This is a genomic window from Bacillus sp. RB3 (assembly GCF_030164735.1).
GTDB classification, from domain to species: domain Bacteria; phylum Bacillota; class Bacilli; order Bacillales; family Bacillaceae_G; genus Bacillus_A; species Bacillus_A cereus.
Map to the genome: position 1 here is coordinate 128,965 of NZ_JASNGE010000009.1, position 18,816 is coordinate 147,780.

The window sequence follows — 18,816 nt, forward strand, 5'->3', positions numbered from 1 at the left end:
ATTCCTTCAGCCCTTTCTTTATATCAATCATTTTATTATTGTTATTCTATCCAATGTTGGAAGCAGAATTTTTGTTAACAAACGATTCTACTTTAGCTGTCCGATAAAGATTGTCCACCATGGATATGCTGTAAACCTTCAGTAGTAACAACCATATTCGCTGCTGGCATTTGCACTTGATTTTTATGGAACATAGACATTAATTCAAATCTTACTTGTCTAGAAGTTTCAAAATAATCTTCTGGCTTTATTAAACCTGTAATACAAAATTCATAGCCAACATATTTCAAGTTAGGATTTAAGTCTGTAACACCGACGTATTTAAATGGTTCAACAGCCTCATCCTCTACTCTATAAAGAGTTTGATTCAATTTTTCATTGCATATAACACATACTTCTTCTAACAATTCCTTCACTCTTGTTGGATCTTCCTGATAACTTACCGTGATGCGTTCAATTACACGCATCCATCCTTTATTAAAATTTTGTATCGTTCTAATCTCTCCGTGCGGGATGGTAAGTAGTTTTCCTGACCATTCACGAATTTGCATAAAACGAATACTAATCTCTTCAATAGTTCCTGAATTTGTTCCGTTAAAAGTTACAAAATCACCAACCCGAAACTCTTTGTCCGCTAATCTTGCAAAGCCTAATATAACATCTTTTAACATCTGTTGTGCAGCAAAACCGATGACAACTCCAGCTATCCCTGCACCTGCAATAATACTTTTTATATCTACAAATTGGCTAATTAAATATATGATAAGACTGATGATAATGATATATCTAAAAATAGATCGAATTACACTTTGAATCGTCTGCTCTACCTCTTCATCAAAAAAGCTTGATTTCCTAAAAAACCAATCAATAATACGGTTTATTACAAAAGAAATAATGATTAAAACTAAAGCAAATAGTAAAAATCTTAAAAGTAAAAACTCTCTTACATAATTAAAAAATTCTTCCGTATACGTTAATAAGCTCATTTAACCACTTCCTTACTAATTAAAAAATTCATAATCGCCTAAGTTTGTTCCAGAAAAATCTATTATCCTAATCTAAAATGCCGCTACCCTTACTATGTATTTTGACTCTATTACTAATTCACTTTAAACAGTATGTCTAGCTGTTCTTTTTCCTTTCCCTTTAAATATACCCTTTTTAATAACCTAAGGGGGAGCAAATCGTGAAATTTTTTTATACGTTAAAACTTTATCCATCTCATTACGATTTCAACTCATTTATTCATTAACTACGTAAAAAAAGAGCTGAATTTATCAGCTCTTTTATTCGATATTAATTGTTGTCTTACTACTTTTTTCTTCTTTCAATTTTGGCAATTCAATTGTCAGTACGCCATCTTTATAATTTGCTCTAACATTTTCTTCCTCAACTTGTTTAAAACTAAAGCGTCGAGTTACAGAACCTATAGAACGTTCTTTACGAATATATGTGCCATTCTCATTTTTTTCTTCTACTTCATTATGATTAGTTGCTTGAATCGTTAATACATCTTGTTCAAAATCAACTTGAATGTTTTCTTTTTGAAAACCTGGTAAATCTGCTTTCACAGTATATTTATCAGATTGCTCATGAACATCTACTTTAAAAGTATCCATGTTCAGTGGCTTAAAGAAAGCATCTGTCATCCCTTCTAATAAAGAAGGCCCAAAATCAAAAATACCATTTTGACGTTTTGTTATCTCTGGAAATAAATTACGCATATTTTTTCCTCCTTATTATTTATGAATGAAAGATTATCTCTTTCTGCCTTTATTATAACATTTGGTCAAAAAAGGTCAAAGTTTTTGTTTGACCTTTTTTGATGTATATTTTACCAAATAAAACACATGAGATATTTGACATCTCTTACATTTATAAAGAGGAATATATTTATATAATAACGAATAGTTTATATGCTCTTATTTTTCCTTAATGAGGTTACCTACAATGGGGTATATCGAAGAAATTAGAGAAGTTGTCGGATCAAGACCACTCAATTTATTAGGCGTTGCGGTAGCTGTTTTCAATGAACAAGGACAAATAAAAGAGACCTTTTTTAAAGGCCTCTTTTTTCACTTCACTTCTGCATGTAGGCATGACTTAAAATGTCCAAGTGCATATTCATGCCCTTGTGCATTAAAAGATGCAACCGCCTTTTCATAAACAACAATTTTAAACCCTTTATTATAAGCATCTACTGCTGTATGAAGAACACAAATATCAGTACAAACACCTACAAGATGAACTTCTGCTATTCCTCTTTCTCTTAGCTTCATCTCTAAGTCTGTTCCTGCAAATGCACTATACCGTGTTTTATCCATGTAATATACATTCTCTGCATTTTTATATGTTTCGTACACATCTTGTAATTCACCAAACAAATCTCTTCCATTTGTACCAGCTATATTATGAGGCGGGAATAACTTTGATTCTGGATGATATACATCATTTTCTTCATGTTTATCAATAGCAAAGACAACGTAATCTCCATTTTCAATATATTGCTTCGTTATATGTACAATTTCCTTCTCAATTTCCTGTCCTGGTTTCCCGCATGTTAAAGCGCCTTTCTCAGCTACAAAATCATATGTATAATCAATATTTATAAGAGCTCGTTTCATTACTATCTCTCCTTCTCCTGTTTCACAGTAAACAATAGAAAATTTGTTATTACGACATCGTATGTACTATTCGACATTTCAAATGAAATACCTACATTTTTCTTGCAAAACTCACCTTAATCCGAGTTTATCATAAAGTGAAACTTTAATCATTGGAGAGTTTGTTCATCTCCAATGATTATCAGCCCTCATCAATCGTGCATTTACAGGCAGTTGATCTCCCACCTAATCTCCTCACCTATACCGAGTTTTAAGGTAAGGTCTTACTGCCCGTTAGTGCGGGATATAATAGATAAACAATGGTAAAATAAATAGCTCCTATTAATAAGTCATGAATTTGATAATTGAGCGTAGCTTGAATCATCTCTTGTATCGTAAACCAAAATACTGCCATCATCATACTAATCAAGACGATACGAATACACCGATTCACATCTTCAACCTCTTTCTCTGTCATAGTAGTAACAAGTGATTACTTCCTATTTAATCGTATTAGAAAATGAAATAAGTTATTCACTCTTGCACACTCTAGTCCAAACAAAAAAGCACACTACTTTTTGAGTAATGTACTTTTTATTCTTGTTAAGACGCAGGTTTTGTCTCAAATGTTGCTTGATTAAAACTAATAACCTTTCCTTTCGGGTCATTGTTTTCATACTGAACTGCAGTAATTGTATGACTACCTGTTTCCAGCGTTTTTTCTTTTAACTGCACTGTTGTCTGCGTTGTACTAGTTACTTGATGTTTATCTGTATACATTTGATCTACAAATACGAATGTTTCTTTATCACTTTGAAAATTAGAAAGTTCTAATTCAACTTGCTGAATTAACGTATCCTTTTTGATGAATACAGTCGGTATATTGCCGTTTTCAGAAGTACCATCTGGAGTAATAACTTTTACTTTCCCTTCTCCAATTGACATTGCTCCTTCAGGAAATACAACCATATTCTCATCACTTGCGTTTACAACTTGTTCTTCCTGTTTTGATTGCGCGTCCTCTTTTTCCTGTGGAGCACCGCAACCAACTAATAACAATACAGACAATCCAGTGATTATGAATTTTTTCAAAATTCATCCCCCCTGTAACTTCATTATAATTTATTATACAAAAATAACTTTTAAATTTTGAGACTACTTTCAACACTTTCATGAACAAATAGAATCTTGCTCACGATTAATGTATCATACTTTCCTTAATAGAACATTAATTTTTTTTATGAAATAAATAGTAATTCCCTCTTATCTATCATTTTAGCCCAACATATGAATTACATACCCTCAAAAATAAAAAGACATTGTTAGTTCAATGTCTTTTCTATACAGCAATTAAAAAACAAACGTTGTAATCTCATCTACTTCTTTTCTTGGAAGTTTCTTCGGTTTATCTTTCGGAAATCCGAGTGAAATAACCATATTTATTTGTTTTTCAGGCGCAATTTGTAAATATTGGCGCAGTTCATCTTGAGCTAGCAATACTGGCCCTGTCATTGGACAAGTACCAAGTCCCTTTGCATGTGCAGCTAACATTAAGTTTTGTGCCGCTAAACAGCTACTCTTAATGCCTTCTTCTTCCCAAACGGAATCTGGAACAAAAGCAATTGGATCAAATATCTTTTCACGGAACTTTGATTCATATGGTGTTGCCAAACATACAATTAATACTGGTGCCTCCGAGAAAGCTGTTGCATATGGTCCGAAAGAACGTGTAAGTAATTTCCCTGCTTTCTCTTCTCCATTTTCTGCTGCTTTTGCCGCAAGTTTATGTAATGCATCCCATGTCATTTGTTCAATTTCTTTAATCTTCTCTCGATTCATGATAACTAAGAATTCCCACGTTTGTGAATTCGTATCACTCGGTGCGTAACGAGCACAATCAATTATTTCTTTTATATCATTAGTAGATACTTCTTGATCTGTAAACTTTCTAACACTTCGTCTTCCGTGAATTACTTCTTTAAAATCTTCATAATTCATATATTAAATCCCCTTTTTACAGCGTTTTCAAAACTTGTCCTATGCTTGAATTATATCATGAAAAAAAGCCGGAAGAATACCAGCTTTTTTCTTCATGATTAATTTGTCACTTTAAACAAACGAATACTCTCTTCGTATGCAGCTTGTAGTTTTTTCGTAATTGGTCCTCTTTCACCAGCCCCGAACTGTTCATCACCAATTTGAACGACTGGGAATATTTCAAGTGGCGTCGCTGTAAAAAAGCACTCCTCAGCGTCATATACTTCTTGTAATGAAAACTCTCGTTCCTCTACATCGATATGTAACTCTTTCGCTAATGTAATTACGTAGTGACGTGTAATACCATGTAAAATGAAATGATCCGCTGGATGTGTAATCAACTTATTATTCTTCACGATAAAGAAATTGGAATGACACCCTTCAGTCACAATACCATCTCGTACTAATATTGCTTCTTGATACCCTTGTTCATTTATTTTGTTTTTGATCATGATATTAGGAAGCAAATTTAAAGATTTTATATGGCAAAACTTCCACCTGATGTCCTCTTCTACTGTCACCTTAATCCCTGCCTCCATTGAAGCAACTGGTCTTGGGAACGAAACAAGATTTGCAAAATATGTCGGTTGTAAATCTGATTCATATACATGATTGCGCGGTTGTGTACCTCTTGATATTTGTAAATATACATTCCCATCTTCTTGAAACTGATTTTTTTCAATCATTTGATATAACTCTTCTACTAATTCTTCCTTCGTAAATGGTGGAATTAGTTTTATTTCTGCCATAGAGTTAAAGAATCGTTCTAAATGTAAATCTAATAAATGTGGCTTCCCGTCATATAGTCTGAATACCTCGTATATACCATCACCAAATTGAAAGCCTCTCTCCTCTAATGGAATCATCGGCTGTTCTTCCTTCGTATTTACAATTCTTCCGTTAAATAAAATCCAATCTTTATGAGTAGCTTTCATTCTTCCCCACTCCTTTATCACATGATTGTTTTAATTGTACAACTTATCTACACTCAAAAGAAGGAATTTTCTGTATTTTAACAAACAAAAAAGTGCATCACTTATTTAAAGGGATGCACTCGACTATTCATTTACTTCAGAAAATATTTTTCAATATCATCTAACATAAGATTTGCAGCTACAATACCACCTGCTGTATTCCAAATCACTTCATCTACTTGGAATACTTTATTATTTTTAGAAGCCTGTAGTTGCTTAAAGAGTGGATCTTCTGTCCATTCCTTCGCTAACGAATTTCCTTCATTATTCTTATCTGCATCTTTATCAGACGTGAAATAGAATAAGTAGTCTCCGTCCATATTTGGAATCTGCTCTTTTGTAATTCCTTTTATCGCAAAATCATCTTTATCTTGTAATGGTGGTCGTTTAAATCCAATATCATTTAAAACAACACCCGAGAATGAGTTTTTTTGATAAATACGAACATCACCTGGCACGAAACGAATAATAGAAACTTTAGAATTCAATTTATCGCCTAACTTCTCTTTCATTCCTTCAATGCGTTTTTTATAATCATCAAGAGCTTTTTGCCCTTCTTTTTCTTTATTTACAGCTTTTGTATAAAGTGTAAAGTTTTCTTTCCAATCACCGCGTAATGTTTCTGCATAAACAGTTGGTGCGATTTCTTTTAGCTGATCATATATTTTTTCATGACGCATTTTATTTCCGATAATTAAATCTGGCTTAAGCTTCATTACAGCCTCTAAATTAATATCACGTTCAGTTCCTACAACTTCCGTGTTTTTTAACTCTTTCGCTAAATGAGGATACCATTCATCACCAGCACGTGGTTTCGTAGTCCCCACTGGCGTTACGCCCACAGCTAGGAGAGCCTCTGCGCCTTCATTTGTTAAAACAACAACTTTTTTAGGTGTACCATTTACTGTCGTTTCACCCATTGCATGCTTTACCGTATATGAATCTTTTGCTTTCGCTGATATATTATTTTCTTTTTTCTCTTCTTTACTACATCCTGCAATTACAACCATGAGTATCATAATGCAGAACATAATTAGTTTTTTAGTATGTATCATATGTCCTCCCTAGATGAAATCGATTATCATTAACATTTAAAGATTAATGTATCTTATATACATTGTCAATGTATATAAGATAACTTTTTTAATATATACTATTTAGATTCTATCCGCTTTTCTAATGTTTCTTTTTAAAACATAGTGCATAAGTATGAAAATAAATGTTGTTATTAAAATGCGTATCCTTGTTATACATAACAAGGATACGCATCCATATTGCATTATCATTTTAATTCCTAATATTGAGTATATTTAATATACGCTGGGTCATTATATACCCACTGATTTCCACCAAGGTTTAACCAACCATTTTCATTTATATATACTAAATAAGATTCTGGAGAATTTAATTGGCGGATAACTGCAGATGTAGTTGATGGACCACTTCTTAAATTTACATTCATCCCTTGTATATATGCAACCCCAATCGGGCTTCCATCACTATTGCTTGTCTTTACAAAATTAATGTACGAAGGATCATTATACACCCATTGCCCATTCCCCAAATCTAGCCATCCGTTACTTTCCTGATATACAACGTAAGATTCTGGAGAATTTAATTGACGAATAACTGAGGAAGAAGTTGATGGACCATTTCTTAAATTTACATTTTTCCCAAGAATATAAGCGATTCCCTTCGTTTGAGGTGTCGGTTGTGGGTTAGGGGGTTGTAGATTTGGAGCTACTCCAAAAATAGCTGCTATTCCATTTGCATACGCTTGACTTAGATCTTCAATAAATTGTGGATTTTTTAATAAATTTGCATCAAACGCTGTATCAATAAAAGCAGTCTCAGTTAAAATTGCATCCATTGTGGTTTCTCTTAATACCGCATAATTTTCTTTTTTTGCTCCTCGATCACGAAGACCATATTTTGTTAATACAGGATTGACAGCTGTATGCATTTTTTGTTGCTTTGCATATGCAGTGCTGCTATTGGATAACGCATTATAAATATAACTTTCAAAACCTGTACCCCCGCCGCTATTAATATGAAATGAAATAAAATAATCCGCACTGAAAGCATTAGCAATATTAGCACGTTCAGATAAAGAAATAAACACATCACTATCACGTGTCATTTTAATTGTAATTGGGTAATTTACCGTTAAAATGTCTCGAACGCGTCTAGCAATTTGAAGTGTTAAGTTTTTTTCTACTAAACCATTACCAACAGCACCAGAATCATATCCACCGTGCCCTGCGTCTATAACAAGTTTCATTTTATTGCCCCGCCCCTTTCTTGTAATATGTTTGCATTTCTACTCGTCCTATTTTATGTGAAATGTACAGGTTCTGTTACAATTGCAAATAAAAAAACCGCCTTATGTAAGGCGGTTTCTATCATCTTGCTTTAACCAATTTAAAATAAATATATACGATTGATAGTGAACATAACGTATGCAAAATAAAATAAATAAAAGTGCTATTCCAACACCACTATAAAGTAAACCAAACTTTAAAAAAACATTTACAAGTGGTGGAAAGTTCATTAAATTTTGTAATGTACTAAGCATACAAAACATAATGAAAAAGACAGGGATGTATTGTAATTCATACGGCTTTTTTTCCTTACTCATTCTTTTCCGAATGATTATATGACATAATTCTGCTACTATAAAGCACCCTCCAATTAATACAAGACCAGAAGTCATCGTCATACATCCACCTGCCTTATATTTATTGTATCGCATAAATAATCATCGTTATATTTTCTTTACATACTCTTCATCTTCTGAAGCAAAACCAAAACTCTCTATGAAAGACTTCGCCTTTTCTGTTAATTTCTCTTGTAGCACTTTTATTTCTTTCACATTTCTTTGTTTCATCATTTCTTCAAATGTAAAATACGTATTTGTACCATAACCGTAACCTTGGTAATCAAAATGAATAATTAGCTGTGATAAAACAGCCCGTTCCTCTTGTACACTATAATCTATTACACCAATATATGTATCATCAACTTTCACACAGTACTGTACCTTTTTCTCACCTAAACTATGCGATTTAAACATTTCTTTAACAACGCTTTCATTTTCTACAGTAACTTTCTCAAACGTAATCATATGTTGTCCATCCTTTTACTATTATTGTATCAATAATACTTCCTATTTATGAAAAAAACCTTAAGACCGTATGCGATCTTAAGGTTTTTCTAATTAAACTAAACTATACGCACGTTTTGTTTCTTCATGGAACTTATTCGTATCGTATTTATGCTCAACATAAATTTGGTGCCATACCATAAACGCAAGTACAGTCCAAATTTTACGGCTATAATCGCCTTTATCTGCACAATGTGCTTCCAGTAAGTTTAATACATACTGTTTGTCGATTAAATGCTCTGTCTTACTTTCGTTTATAATATTTATAGCCCAATCATGCATTTCGTCTTTTAACCAGTGACGAATTGGTACTGGGAATCCAAGTTTTTTACGATCTAATACGTGATCTGGAACGATTCCGCGTGCTGCTTCACGTAAAATAGCTTTCGTAGTTCCGTTAGCAATCTTAAATTCAGTTGGAATTTTAGATGCAACATCGAATACTTCTTTATCTAAGAACGGTACACGAAGTTCTAATGAGTTTGCCATTGTCATTTTATCAGCTTTTAATAAAATGTCACCGCGTAGCCATGTGAACATGTCAATGTACTGCATTTTACTTACATCATCATAATCTTTAATCTCGTTATACAATGGTTTCGTGATATCCATATAGTTAACACTTTCATTGTAATACTTCATTAATTCAGCTTTTTCTTCTTCACGGAAGATTTTAGCATTTCCATAGTAACGCTCTTCAATTGGTGTACATCCACGCTCTAGGAAGCTCTTACCTTTAAATCCTTCTTTAAGAGCACCACTTAATGCTTTTAGAACGCTCTTACCTGGGCTAGGAATGTAAGAGAACATTTTTAGTGAGTTTGGCTCACGGTAAATGTTATAACCACCAAATAGCTCGTCTGCGCCTTCACCAGAAAGAACAACTGTTACATGTTTACGTGCTTCTTTCGCAACGAAGTACAATGGTACAGCTGCTGGATCAGCTAAAGGATCATCCATATGCCAAATGATTTTTGGGAACTCATCCATAAATTCTTTCGCTGAAATGAATACGTTATGGTTTTTAACGCCTAATTTCTCAGCAGTTTCTTTCGCAACATCAACTTCACTGAAACCACGTTGCTCAAAACCAACAGAGAATGTTAAAAGATTTGGATTCATTTCTCTTGCGATAGAAGCGATGATAGATGAATCGATACCACCAGATAAGAATGAACCTACTGGTACATCACTACGCATATGCACTTTTACTGAATCATATAACACATCACGAATTGCTTGGATATGCTCCTCTTTCGTTGCACTTGAAGCATTGAAATAAGGTTTCCAGTAGCGATGGATTTCCATCTCTTTACCGATTTCTTTTACGAAATAATGACCAGGCTCGATTTTATTAACATCAATTGTTAAAGTTTCTGGCTCTGGACCATATTGGTACGTAAAGTAATGTTGTAGTGACGTTGGATTAACGCCTTTATCTTCCATCACATGCATAATACTTTTCTTCTCAGATGCGAAGAATGTAGTATCACCTTGTTGTGCGATGTATAAAGGTTTAATACCGAAGTGGTCACGTGCACCGAAAAGTTTCTTTTCTTCACGATCCCAAATCATAAATGCAAACATACCACGAAGGTAGTCTACACATTTTTCTTTCATATGTGCATACAATGCAATGATAACTTCTGTATCAGATTGCGTTGCAAACGTTGCACCTTTTTCAAGTAACATTTCACGTAATTCTACATAGTTGTAAATTTCACCATTAAAAATAATTACATATCGATCATTTTCATAAGTTAGCGGCTGATGTCCTGCCTCTAAGTCAATGATGCTTAAACGGCGGAAGCCAAATTGTACATGTTCATCACGAAAATATCCTTCGTCATCTGGACCACGGTGGAAAATCATCGTGTTCATATTTTCAAATTGATGTTTTTCTGTTTCTGAAAACTCTCTAGGGTTTTCACATAAACATCCTACAAAACCACACATACTTCTTACCCTCTTTCAGTTTTCATTCTGTCTCTATACTACTATATCAACCCTATTTATACTAGCATAATCAACTGAATATGGCGACCAAAAACTATAAAAAAATCACTCCATTTCACATTTTTAACAATTTTTTATGAAAACATGAAAACTAGGCACTCACCTTTCTCCGCTTTTGTCATATGATATTGCAAATTGATTTCTAGGAGGGAATACCATGAGTGAAGAAAAAAAAGATTCTTCTCGCCCACCGGTTCGTAATTACTTAAAGCAAATTGATGATTTCTTCGAGCAAACACCTCTTCGCAATGTAATCGCTGATTTAAATCATTTTTTCCAAAAAGGAAACCGTTTATTAACATTCCCTGTAGATTTATATGAAGTTGGTGAAGAACTCGTTGTTACAGCTGAACTACCAGGTATACAAAAAGAACAAATCCAAATTGAAATACAAAGTGAATACTTAAAAGTCTCTGTAAAAGAAGAGATACTTGAAGAGGAAGAAGAACAAACATCCCATAACTATTATCGCCGAGAACGTTCCATTTCAGAAGCATCAAGATTGATTAAATTGCCGTATTCAATCAATAAAAAAGCGGCAAAAGCTTCTTATCAAAACGGCGTATTAGAAATTCGGGCGCCGAAACTTCCCCAGCAACATGACATTTTATCGATAGACTAATGCAAAAAAATAAGGGTGCTATGCACCCTTATTTTTAACCCACTAATCGCTTCATATCACGTATAATGTCTTCGTATGGCGTATTACTAATGCCACTATACTTTTTCATTACTTTTCCGTTTTGATCAATTAAATAAAATGATGTACCATGCATGACCTGACCGTTCTCCGGCTTATCTACAAGTGATTGGAAATTATCTTTTGAAAACTTTGTAATATCTTCTAACGAATACCCCGTTAATAAATTCCAGTTACTAGTATCCTCTGTAAACTTTTGAATAAAAGCTTTCAGATTTTCTGGCTTATCAAGGTCTGGATCTACACTAAATGAAACAAACTGAACATCTAATTTCTCTTCTTTTGCCATCTTTTGAAGCTTGGCCATATTTGCAGTCATTGGTGGACAAACTGTCTGACAATTTGTGAACATAAAATCTGCAACCCAAACTTTCCCTTTTAAATCTTTTGTACCAAATTTCTTTCCATCTTGATTTGTAAATTGGAAGGTTTCTAAATCCCAATTTAATGGTTTACGAAGCTTTGAACCTGATTCACTACATCCAGCAAGTACAAAGAGACAAAATACAACCATAAGACCAATTATTTTTTGATAACGCTTCATTTATAAACCTCTTTTCTCTATCCTAAATTTAAATAGGTTATGTTTATAATAACAAAAGTTAACACTACGAGAAAATTGTTTACTACATTTGTTCACGAAATCGTACGAATTTACGTATGTTACTTCTTTATTTCAAGCGAATTACTAGACAAAATATATTTTTTTACTATTATTTCTCTAAATAAAAGTGATAAAACTAATTTCATTGTTACTTTTGTAAATACCTCTCCCTATTTTTTAACAATTCCTTAAACATTAATCCATGTTTTACACTGTATTCCTTAACAACATTTCGGTACAATACAAATACAACGATTTTAAATGAGGTGATGTTCATGGCAAAGCGCTATGAAAATATGGATAATGTTAGTACAAAAAAATCAATTCGCTCTTTTTTACGCTGGCGTAAAGAACGAAAGCAAAACAAAAAAGATTTTTCTTTCTTAGTAGAACAATCACCCGTTAAACAAAGTGCATTTTTGCAAAGTAATGTTGAAAAAACGACTATCACATGGATTGGGCATTCCACTTTTCTTATCCAAACGAATGGACTTAATATATTAACAGATCCAGTATGGGCTAATAAATTAAAGCTAGTTCCAAGACTTACAGAACCTGGACTCTCTATAGAAGCACTACCTAAAATTGATATTGTCCTTATTTCACATGGTCATTATGATCATTTAGATTTTTCAACTCTTCGTCAGTTGAATGATGATGTTCTATATCTTGTACCTATTGGATTAAAAAAATTATTTACTCGTAAGAAATTTAAACATGTAGAAGAGTATAAATGGTGGGAAAGTACGATAATTAACGAAGTTTCTTTTCACTTCGTACCTGCTCAGCACTGGACGAGAAGATTCTTATTTGATATGAATACGTCTCACTGGGGTGGATGGATTATTGATAATGAAACGACTATGGAAACCATATATTTTTGTGGTGACAGTGGCTATTTCCAAGGTTTCAAAGAAATTGGTGAACGCTTTTTAATTGATATTGCTCTTATGCCCATTGGCGCTTATGAACCAGAATGGTTTATGAAAGTATCTCATGTTTCACCTGAAGAGGCCGTGCAAGCTTATTTAGATTTAAACGCTACACATTTTATACCAATGCATTACGGAGCTTTTGCACTCGCCGATGAAACACCTCGTGAAGCAATAACTAGACTTCGAAATAATTGGAATTTGCGCATGTTACCGTGGGAACAACTGCATGTACTCTTTTTAGGTCAAACTTTTATTTATAGTAACGCAACAAATGATAAGCAAATAAACGAAAAAATTGAAACTTTACATGTGTAACGTAATGACTGATTTTCTATATCCAACATATAATATAGAAAATCCTATAGTGAAACTTTAATTAGTGGGATTTCTTCATCCCCACTGATTATTTGCCTTCACCGATCAAGCTTTTACGGGCAGCCCGCTACCTAACCTCTTTGCTCCAGCTAAATTTGAGGTAGAGAGTTTTACTGTCCGCAAATAGCGGGATAAAGGGTGTTTTCTATGAATGAATATTTACAGACTCGCTATATCATTAGCGGTAGTGCCTGTGTAGCTCTTCTTATTTCTTACTTTCTATTTACATAAAAAAGCTACTTGAAATATATTTTCAAGTAGCTTTTTTATTACTCTGCTAAATACATAAATCCGATTGCGCCCGGACCTGTATGAGTACTAATAATAGGCGTTGTATAGAAAATTTCTGATTGAGCAAATCCACTCACTTTTTCAACCGCCGCTTTCATACTTTCAGCTAAAGGAATTGCTTTTGCATGCGGAATTGCAACAGCTTTTACGACTTTTCCAGCCGTATCTTGCTCAAATAACTTAGCTAATGTTTTTACAATTTGGCCTTGGCTACGAACTTTCGTTACAGGATTATAAACACCGTCTTCAAGACTAGCAATTGGCTTTATATTAAGTAGCGAACCGATAAACGCTTTTCCTTTACCGATACGTCCACCCTTCACTAAGTTTTCTAATGTATCCACTACTACATATAAACGAGTATTCTTTCTTACTTCATCTACACGTTTTAAAATTTCTTCTAGTGAGCGTCCGTCATTTGCCATTTTTGCAGCTTCAATTACTTGATATGCTAAAGCATGTGTAATAAATTGAGAATCAACAACTGTTACTTTTGTATCAGTCATTGATGCAGCGCTATTTGCAGTTGCTACAGTACCGCTCATTCCACTTGTCATATGGATAGAAAGGACTTCGCTTCCATCTTCCCCTAGCTTGTCATACATTTCTACAAATGTACCCATAGCTGGTTGTGATGTTTTTGGTAATTCCTCTGATTTAATCATTTCTTCAATAAATTCGTCAGGTTGTAAATCAACGCGATCTAAATATGTTTGTCCATTTACAGAGATTGATAATGGTAAAACATGAATGTCATACTTTTCGATTACGTCTTGTGATAAATCTGCCGTTGAATCTGTTACAATTTTAATTTTTTGCATACTATACTTCTTCCCTTTCCAATACGCTCTCCTTGTTATTATACTAGTATTCCCATTGCTTTCAACAATTTGGAACGAAATTTCATCAAATTAATTATATTTTCATATCTAAAATGAAAAAGACAGAGTTTACTAACCCTGTCCGTACTTCGTATCATGCATTTTTTTCAAGGGTATTTGTTTTATATACATTTAAATAATCATTCCACTTCAAACAATTTTGTAAATATTCACGGAAAGAATACGAAAATCTTGGGTGTTTTTGTTTTTGAATTTTTGCAATAAATAATTGAAGACGAGACTGAATTAGAAACGATAATGGATGCTGTGCCTGTAGGACAGGGATTTCGAATATTTTAATGCAATCCCCTGTTGAATGAGTGAAATAAAAACTTTTCGTAATCACAATATCAATCCTCTTTTTCATTGGATTTTTGAACTTCCTCTACTTTGCGCTGTAACACGTTGTTTAAAGTGGAGTAAAATCAGACTTATATGATTTCTGTAGTCCTTATGGCTAGAAGATTTATACTCTATTCATCTCCACCTAATTCACCTTCCCGTCCTAAATATCTCTGAGGCGGGAATCTCATTATCCATCAATTGTTTAATACATTTAGTATAAGCTTATAAAAGCGCAAAGTTTGTCTAAATTTTGGAGATTCTATAATTTTTTTCTTCTATATATTGTATACGTTTATAGCTATAGTATAACAAATAAATAAAAAAGTGCCTTTATAACGAGGCACTTTTCGACTGCATTTCTTCTCTTTTCTTTTTCCTCTTACTAACAACCTTTGATAACGCAATACTTACTTCATAAATACAAATAAGCGGCACTGCAACTAAACTATGAGATAAAAAGTCTGGCGGTGATATACAAGATGCAATGATAATTAATGCTACGTAAGCATACCTTCTTATTTTTATTAAAAATTCCGCCGTAAGTATTCCAATACTAGTTAAAAACATTACAACGACTGGCAATTCAAAAATCACAGCAAATGGAACTGTTAAATTAAGTACAAAATGAAAATACTTTTCTGTCGTAAACATCGTATTAAACATTTCATTACCTATCGTAGTTAAAAAGTGAAATAGAAACGGCATTACAATGAAATATCCAAAACATAAACCTGCGAGAAATAATATAGACAATACCGGTATATACATTATTGTCATCTTTTGTTCATTTGGATGTAAACCCGGTTTTACAAATAACCAAATTTGTATAGCAGCAAAAGGAATTGTACAAACGATAGCAAATACTGTAGCAATCGAGAAAAAAATCCACAATACATCACTTGGACCGAGAACAGTTAATTTCATTGGTAAATCTTTTACAAGCCAAAAATAAATATCCTTTGTAAAAGTAAATCCAATAATTAAAAATAGTACAAAGGATAACACCGTATATATTACTCTTTTTCGAAGCTCAACAATATGTTCTACTACGCTCATTTCCCGATCTTCCATCTCGTTCACCACACTTTATTTATCCATTACAAGGAAAATACACTACATTTTTTCTTTCTTTTCCTTTTCTTGAAATGCGTCATCTGTCAATTCTTTCGTTGATTTTTTAAACTCTTTTAACGTTTCCCCTAAAGCCTTCCCGATTTCCGGCAATTTTTTAGGTCCAAATAAAATGAGTACTGCTACTAAAATTAAAATTAACCCTGGAAAGCCAATATTTGAAAACATTTCCCCATCCCCTTTATTAGTAGTTTCCTTGTCCTACTATTACATAATTTTATTTTGTCAAAAAAGTTTGAAAACGTCAACAAATCCATTGTCTTTTGTCAAAAAAATTCAAAAATATAATCAATTATACAAATTTCATTTTCTATTGCTCTTGTGTATGATATGGTAAGGGAAATGACATATTATTTTATGATAGTAGAAAGGATTTGCATTATGACTGAAAAAATGACACGAATGACCCAATTTGTAAAAGAAGAAATTGCAAATGCAATTACACATGGTATCGGTGCCATTTTAAGCATCCCTGCCTTAATCATATTGATTATTCATGCTTCTAAGCACGGTACCGCATCAGCTGTAGTTGCATTTACTGTTTATGGTGTAAGCATGTTCTTACTGTACTTGTTTTCAACATTGCTACATAGCATTCATCATCCTAAAGTAGAAAAAATATTTACTATTTTAGATCATTCAGCCATTTACTTATTGATTGCTGGCACGTATACTCCTTTTCTACTTATTACACTTCGTGGCCCATTAGGATGGACGTTGCTTGCTATAATATGGACACTAGCAATCGGAGGTATCGTCTTCAAAATTTTCTTTGTACGTCGCTTTATAAAGGCTTCAACTTTATGTTACATCATTATGGGTTGGCTCATAATCGTTGCCATTAAACCACTTTATGAAAATCTAACTGGACATGGTTTTTCACTACTTTTAGCAGGTGGAATTTTATATTCTGTCGGAGCTATATTCTTCCTTTGGGAAAAGCTACCTTTCAACCATGCCATATGGCACCTGTTCGTTTTAGGTGGTAGTGCGATGATGTTCTTCTGTGTACTCTTTTATGTCTTACCTACAGCATAATAAAAAAGGATTCAGCTTACTATAAGCTGAATCCTTTTTTATTACTTATGTAATTGTGATGCGATAACTTCCTGTGTATGCTTCGTTAATTCTTTAATATCCATATTCGCATAATCTTCAGGTGTAATCAGCTTAGAAATTGTTACTGTTGCATGAGCTGGCTTCATACGATTTCCATTCGCTTCAAACATCTTATATGTACCATCTAACGTTACAGGTAAAATTGCTACACCTGACTTTACTGCCAGATGAAAACTACCAGCCTTAAACTCTCCAACTTCGCCACCCTTACTTCTCGTTCCTTCAGGGAAAATTACGATAGAATGTCCATTCTTTAATAGTTCAATTCCATCTTTAATCGCTTGAAGAGATTGACGACGATCGCTACGATCCATAAATACACAATTCATAAGTTCCATCCAAGTTGGTACAACTGGGAACTTTTTAATCTCTGCTTTTGAAACGAATCCAATTGGTTTATTTAAGTAACCTAGTAAAACAGGGATATCCATATTACTTTGGTGATTACTTACAACTAGTACTGGCTTGTCTTTCGGAACATTTTCAAGTCCTTTCACTTCTACTGCCCCTCCAGCTACACGTACCATTTTCTTACCAAACCAATTTGTCGTTTTATACACAGCATTGTCTTTTTCTTTTGGCGCCATCGTATTTACTTGTCTTTTAAGACGCCACATTCTCGGTGTAATCGCAATTACGATTAAAATTAAATAAAAGATTTTAAAAAACGTTTGAATCATACAGAACCCCCACCTATTATCATTCCGACCTTCATTATACTAGACAAACGAAGGAAAAAGAAGAAAAAAAGTCCAAACAGCAAGTGTTCGGACTTTTTAAGCATTCTATATTAGAAACGTTTTGCTAATTCACGAGCATTAGCAATTGCTGCTTCTTTAATTTCTTGTGCTTTTTCAGGGTTTGCATTCATACCTTCAACTGCAATATATTCAGTATCATTCACACCGACAAATCCTAATACAGTCTTTAAGTGATTGCGACCGAAGTCTACAGCTGCGTATGCTCCTTCAGAATATACGCCACCTGTTGCTTGAATGTGAAGTGCTTTTTTACCTTCTAATAAGCCGACTGGACCATTTTCAGTATATTTGAATGTTTTACCTGCGATTGCTACGTTATCTAAGTATGCTTTTACTACTGGTGGATAGCTAAAGTTCCACATTGGAGTTACGAATACATAACGATCTGCATTCATAAATGTTTCTAAGTTTGTGTTCATTGCTGCTACTTTTTGTTGTTGAACTTCAGTTAAAGCTTCAAAGCCTTCACCTGCTGCAAATTTACCCCAAGCAGCAAATACATCTGCATCAATTGCTGGTACTGTAGTGTTGAATAAATCAATTGTTACAACTTCGTCTTGTGGATGTTCGTTTTTATAAGCTTCGATGAAAGCCTCCCCTACTGCCATTCCGAAAGAACCTTCTGCTGAATTTGGATTTGCTGTGATAAATAGTACTTTTGTCATTGTATTCTCTCCCTTTTTTCTCTTTATCTTTAATTCAAGATTTGTTTTTTAAAAGTTAATAACTTACCTTATGTAAGTATAATACAAAAAGTTTTAATCAATGTCAATAAAAAATAGCTACTTTTTTTTCGTAAGTTAATGATTTACTTTGTTTCCTTAAAATTTAGTATACAGATATTAAGAATTCTTTCGTATAAAAAGGCTACCTCTACAACT

General features: G+C 33.4%; 22 protein-coding genes and 1 pseudogene. 4 read left to right on the top strand and 19 right to left on the bottom strand.

Translation table 11 applies throughout. From position 1 onward, the window contains the following. Positions 1-92: 92 nt before the first annotated feature. The gene (locus tag QO049_RS14220; RefSeq protein ID WP_000055434.1) at positions 93-986 is read right to left on the bottom strand and encodes a mechanosensitive ion channel family protein; all 894 of its coding nucleotides are present in this window, start codon (positions 984-986) and stop codon (positions 93-95) included. A gap of 300 nt (positions 987-1,286) precedes the next feature. Beyond that, on the bottom strand, positions 1,287-1,724 hold the full coding sequence (locus QO049_RS14225; protein WP_001245053.1) for an Hsp20/alpha crystallin family protein: 438 nt from the start codon (positions 1,722-1,724) through the stop codon (positions 1,287-1,289). Positions 1,725-1,950: 226 nt separating this feature from the next. On the opposite strand from QO049_RS14225, the pseudogene QO049_RS14230 reads away from it, so the two are divergent. Then, positions 1,951-2,046 (top strand): annotated as a pseudogene (locus QO049_RS14230) (DNA mismatch repair protein MutT); the annotation flags it as partial. A gap of 29 nt (positions 2,047-2,075) precedes the next feature. On the opposite strand, the gene QO049_RS14235 reads toward QO049_RS14230, so the two are convergent. The 10 genes from QO049_RS14235 to asnB all read right to left on the bottom strand — a co-directional run bounded on the left by QO049_RS14235 (position 2,076) and on the right by asnB (position 10,733). Then, the gene (locus QO049_RS14235; protein WP_000816758.1) at positions 2,076-2,624 is read right to left on the bottom strand and encodes a cysteine hydrolase family protein; all 549 of its coding nucleotides are present in this window, start codon (positions 2,622-2,624) and stop codon (positions 2,076-2,078) included. Positions 2,625-2,874: 250 nt separating this feature from the next. Next, positions 2,875-3,081 carry a hypothetical protein gene (locus tag QO049_RS14240; protein WP_000136533.1) on the bottom strand — a complete coding sequence of 69 codons (207 nt, stop codon included), beginning with the start codon at positions 3,079-3,081 and terminating at the stop codon, positions 2,875-2,877. Between the two features lie 125 nt (positions 3,082-3,206). After that, positions 3,207-3,695, bottom strand: coding sequence for a putative periplasmic lipoprotein (locus tag QO049_RS14245; RefSeq protein ID WP_000713496.1), 489 nt, complete (start codon positions 3,693-3,695; stop codon positions 3,207-3,209). Positions 3,696-3,953: 258 nt separating this feature from the next. Next, positions 3,954-4,601, bottom strand: coding sequence for a nitroreductase family protein (locus QO049_RS14250; protein ID WP_001105283.1), 648 nt, complete (start codon positions 4,599-4,601; stop codon positions 3,954-3,956). Between the two features lie 98 nt (positions 4,602-4,699). Next, entirely contained in the window at positions 4,700-5,575 is an 876-nt protein-coding gene (dat, locus tag QO049_RS14255) for a D-amino-acid transaminase (RefSeq protein WP_000648368.1), read from the bottom strand. Between the two features lie 131 nt (positions 5,576-5,706). After that, the gene (locus QO049_RS14260; RefSeq protein WP_000581991.1) at positions 5,707-6,669 is read right to left on the bottom strand and encodes an ABC transporter substrate-binding protein; all 963 of its coding nucleotides are present in this window, start codon (positions 6,667-6,669) and stop codon (positions 5,707-5,709) included. A gap of 239 nt (positions 6,670-6,908) precedes the next feature. Next, positions 6,909-7,895, bottom strand: a complete 987-nt coding sequence (locus QO049_RS14265; protein ID WP_246962637.1) for an N-acetylmuramoyl-L-alanine amidase — start codon at positions 7,893-7,895, stop codon at positions 6,909-6,911. 102 nt (positions 7,896-7,997) lie between these two features. Next, positions 7,998-8,327: a hypothetical protein gene (locus tag QO049_RS14270; RefSeq protein WP_065704243.1), complete on the bottom strand. Its 330-nt coding sequence runs from the start codon at positions 8,325-8,327 to the stop codon at positions 7,998-8,000. A 51-nt stretch (positions 8,328-8,378) separates the two neighbouring features. Next, positions 8,379-8,738 carry a GNAT family N-acetyltransferase gene (locus QO049_RS14275; RefSeq protein WP_000627522.1) on the bottom strand — a complete coding sequence of 120 codons (360 nt, stop codon included), beginning with the start codon at positions 8,736-8,738 and terminating at the stop codon, positions 8,379-8,381. A gap of 93 nt (positions 8,739-8,831) precedes the next feature. After that, positions 8,832-10,733 (bottom strand): asparagine synthase (glutamine-hydrolyzing), encoded by a 1,902-nt coding sequence (gene asnB, locus QO049_RS14280; RefSeq protein ID WP_000333816.1) that lies wholly within the window; start codon positions 10,731-10,733, stop codon positions 8,832-8,834. 217 nt (positions 10,734-10,950) lie between these two features. On the opposite strand from asnB, the gene QO049_RS14285 reads away from it, so the two are divergent. Next, positions 10,951-11,415 (top strand): Hsp20/alpha crystallin family protein, encoded by a 465-nt coding sequence (locus QO049_RS14285; RefSeq protein WP_001288085.1) that lies wholly within the window; start codon positions 10,951-10,953, stop codon positions 11,413-11,415. A 34-nt stretch (positions 11,416-11,449) separates the two neighbouring features. Here QO049_RS14285 and QO049_RS14290 read toward each other — a convergent pair whose 3' ends face one another. After that, positions 11,450-12,037 (bottom strand): SCO family protein, encoded by a 588-nt coding sequence (locus tag QO049_RS14290; protein ID WP_000833331.1) that lies wholly within the window; start codon positions 12,035-12,037, stop codon positions 11,450-11,452. Positions 12,038-12,372: 335 nt separating this feature from the next. Between QO049_RS14290 and QO049_RS14295 the strand changes: the two genes are divergently transcribed. Continuing rightward, positions 12,373-13,347: an MBL fold metallo-hydrolase gene (locus tag QO049_RS14295; RefSeq protein WP_001129628.1), complete on the top strand. Its 975-nt coding sequence runs from the start codon at positions 12,373-12,375 to the stop codon at positions 13,345-13,347. Positions 13,348-13,676: 329 nt separating this feature from the next. Here QO049_RS14295 and QO049_RS14300 read toward each other — a convergent pair whose 3' ends face one another. The 4 genes from QO049_RS14300 to QO049_RS14315 form a co-directional block, all read right to left on the bottom strand. Then, positions 13,677-14,519, bottom strand: coding sequence for a DegV family protein (locus QO049_RS14300; protein ID WP_001169470.1), 843 nt, complete (start codon positions 14,517-14,519; stop codon positions 13,677-13,679). A gap of 154 nt (positions 14,520-14,673) precedes the next feature. Next, positions 14,674-14,925, bottom strand: a complete 252-nt coding sequence (locus QO049_RS14305) for a DUF2535 family protein (RefSeq protein WP_000629012.1) — start codon at positions 14,923-14,925, stop codon at positions 14,674-14,676. 329 nt (positions 14,926-15,254) lie between these two features. Beyond that, entirely contained in the window at positions 15,255-15,995 is a 741-nt protein-coding gene (tatC, locus tag QO049_RS14310; RefSeq protein ID WP_000390120.1) for a twin-arginine translocase subunit TatC, read from the bottom strand. 42 nt (positions 15,996-16,037) lie between these two features. Continuing rightward, a complete protein-coding gene (locus QO049_RS14315; RefSeq protein WP_000492443.1) occupies positions 16,038-16,223 on the bottom strand; it encodes a twin-arginine translocase TatA/TatE family subunit in 186 nt (61 codons plus the stop codon). Positions 16,224-16,436: 213 nt separating this feature from the next. Between QO049_RS14315 and trhA the strand changes: the two genes are divergently transcribed. Further along, the gene (trhA, locus tag QO049_RS14320) at positions 16,437-17,093 is read left to right on the top strand and encodes a PAQR family membrane homeostasis protein TrhA (protein ID WP_000136889.1); all 657 of its coding nucleotides are present in this window, start codon (positions 16,437-16,439) and stop codon (positions 17,091-17,093) included. A gap of 41 nt (positions 17,094-17,134) precedes the next feature. On the opposite strand, the gene QO049_RS14325 is transcribed toward trhA, so the two are convergent. Then, the gene (locus QO049_RS14325; protein ID WP_144502079.1) at positions 17,135-17,854 is read right to left on the bottom strand and encodes a lysophospholipid acyltransferase family protein; all 720 of its coding nucleotides are present in this window, start codon (positions 17,852-17,854) and stop codon (positions 17,135-17,137) included. Positions 17,855-17,964: 110 nt separating this feature from the next. Further along, positions 17,965-18,600 (bottom strand): FMN-dependent NADH-azoreductase, encoded by a 636-nt coding sequence (locus QO049_RS14330; RefSeq protein WP_000170025.1) that lies wholly within the window; start codon positions 18,598-18,600, stop codon positions 17,965-17,967. Positions 18,601-18,816: the final 216 nt, after the last annotated feature.

Excerpts from the sequence above, each read along its gene's own strand:
- QO049_RS14220 (WP_000055434.1), bottom strand. The coding sequence starts at position 986 with ATGAGCTTATTAACGTATACGGAAGAATTTTTTAATTATGTAAGAGAG.
- QO049_RS14225 (WP_001245053.1), bottom strand. The coding sequence starts at position 1,724 with ATGCGTAATTTATTTCCAGAGATAACAAAACGTCAAAATGGTATTTTT.
- QO049_RS14235 (WP_000816758.1), bottom strand. The coding sequence starts at position 2,624 with ATGAAACGAGCTCTTATAAATATTGATTATACATATGATTTTGTAGCT.
- QO049_RS14240 (WP_000136533.1), bottom strand. The coding sequence starts at position 3,081 with ATGACAGAGAAAGAGGTTGAAGATGTGAATCGGTGTATTCGTATCGTC.
- QO049_RS14250 (WP_001105283.1), bottom strand. The coding sequence starts at position 4,601 with ATGAATTATGAAGATTTTAAAGAAGTAATTCACGGAAGACGAAGTGTT.
- dat (WP_000648368.1), bottom strand. The coding sequence starts at position 5,575 with ATGAAAGCTACTCATAAAGATTGGATTTTATTTAACGGAAGAATTGTA.
- QO049_RS14260 (WP_000581991.1), bottom strand. The coding sequence starts at position 6,669 with ATGATACATACTAAAAAACTAATTATGTTCTGCATTATGATACTCATG.
- QO049_RS14265 (WP_246962637.1), bottom strand. The coding sequence starts at position 7,895 with ATGAAACTTGTTATAGACGCAGGGCACGGTGGATATGATTCTGGTGCT.
- QO049_RS14270 (WP_065704243.1), bottom strand. The coding sequence starts at position 8,327 with ATGACTTCTGGTCTTGTATTAATTGGAGGGTGCTTTATAGTAGCAGAA.
- QO049_RS14275 (WP_000627522.1), bottom strand. The coding sequence starts at position 8,738 with ATGATTACGTTTGAGAAAGTTACTGTAGAAAATGAAAGCGTTGTTAAA.
- asnB (WP_000333816.1), bottom strand. The coding sequence starts at position 10,733 with ATGTGTGGTTTTGTAGGATGTTTATGTGAAAACCCTAGAGAGTTTTCA.
- QO049_RS14285 (WP_001288085.1), top strand. The coding sequence starts at position 10,951 with ATGAGTGAAGAAAAAAAAGATTCTTCTCGCCCACCGGTTCGTAATTAC.
- QO049_RS14290 (WP_000833331.1), bottom strand. The coding sequence starts at position 12,037 with ATGAAGCGTTATCAAAAAATAATTGGTCTTATGGTTGTATTTTGTCTC.
- QO049_RS14295 (WP_001129628.1), top strand. The coding sequence starts at position 12,373 with ATGGCAAAGCGCTATGAAAATATGGATAATGTTAGTACAAAAAAATCA.
- QO049_RS14300 (WP_001169470.1), bottom strand. The coding sequence starts at position 14,519 with ATGCAAAAAATTAAAATTGTAACAGATTCAACGGCAGATTTATCACAA.
- tatC (WP_000390120.1), bottom strand. The coding sequence starts at position 15,995 with ATGGAAGATCGGGAAATGAGCGTAGTAGAACATATTGTTGAGCTTCGA.
- QO049_RS14315 (WP_000492443.1), bottom strand. The coding sequence starts at position 16,223 with ATGTTTTCAAATATTGGCTTTCCAGGGTTAATTTTAATTTTAGTAGCA.
- trhA (WP_000136889.1), top strand. The coding sequence starts at position 16,437 with ATGACTGAAAAAATGACACGAATGACCCAATTTGTAAAAGAAGAAATT.
- QO049_RS14325 (WP_144502079.1), bottom strand. The coding sequence starts at position 17,854 with ATGATTCAAACGTTTTTTAAAATCTTTTATTTAATTTTAATCGTAATT.
- QO049_RS14330 (WP_000170025.1), bottom strand. The coding sequence starts at position 18,600 with ATGACAAAAGTACTATTTATCACAGCAAATCCAAATTCAGCAGAAGGT.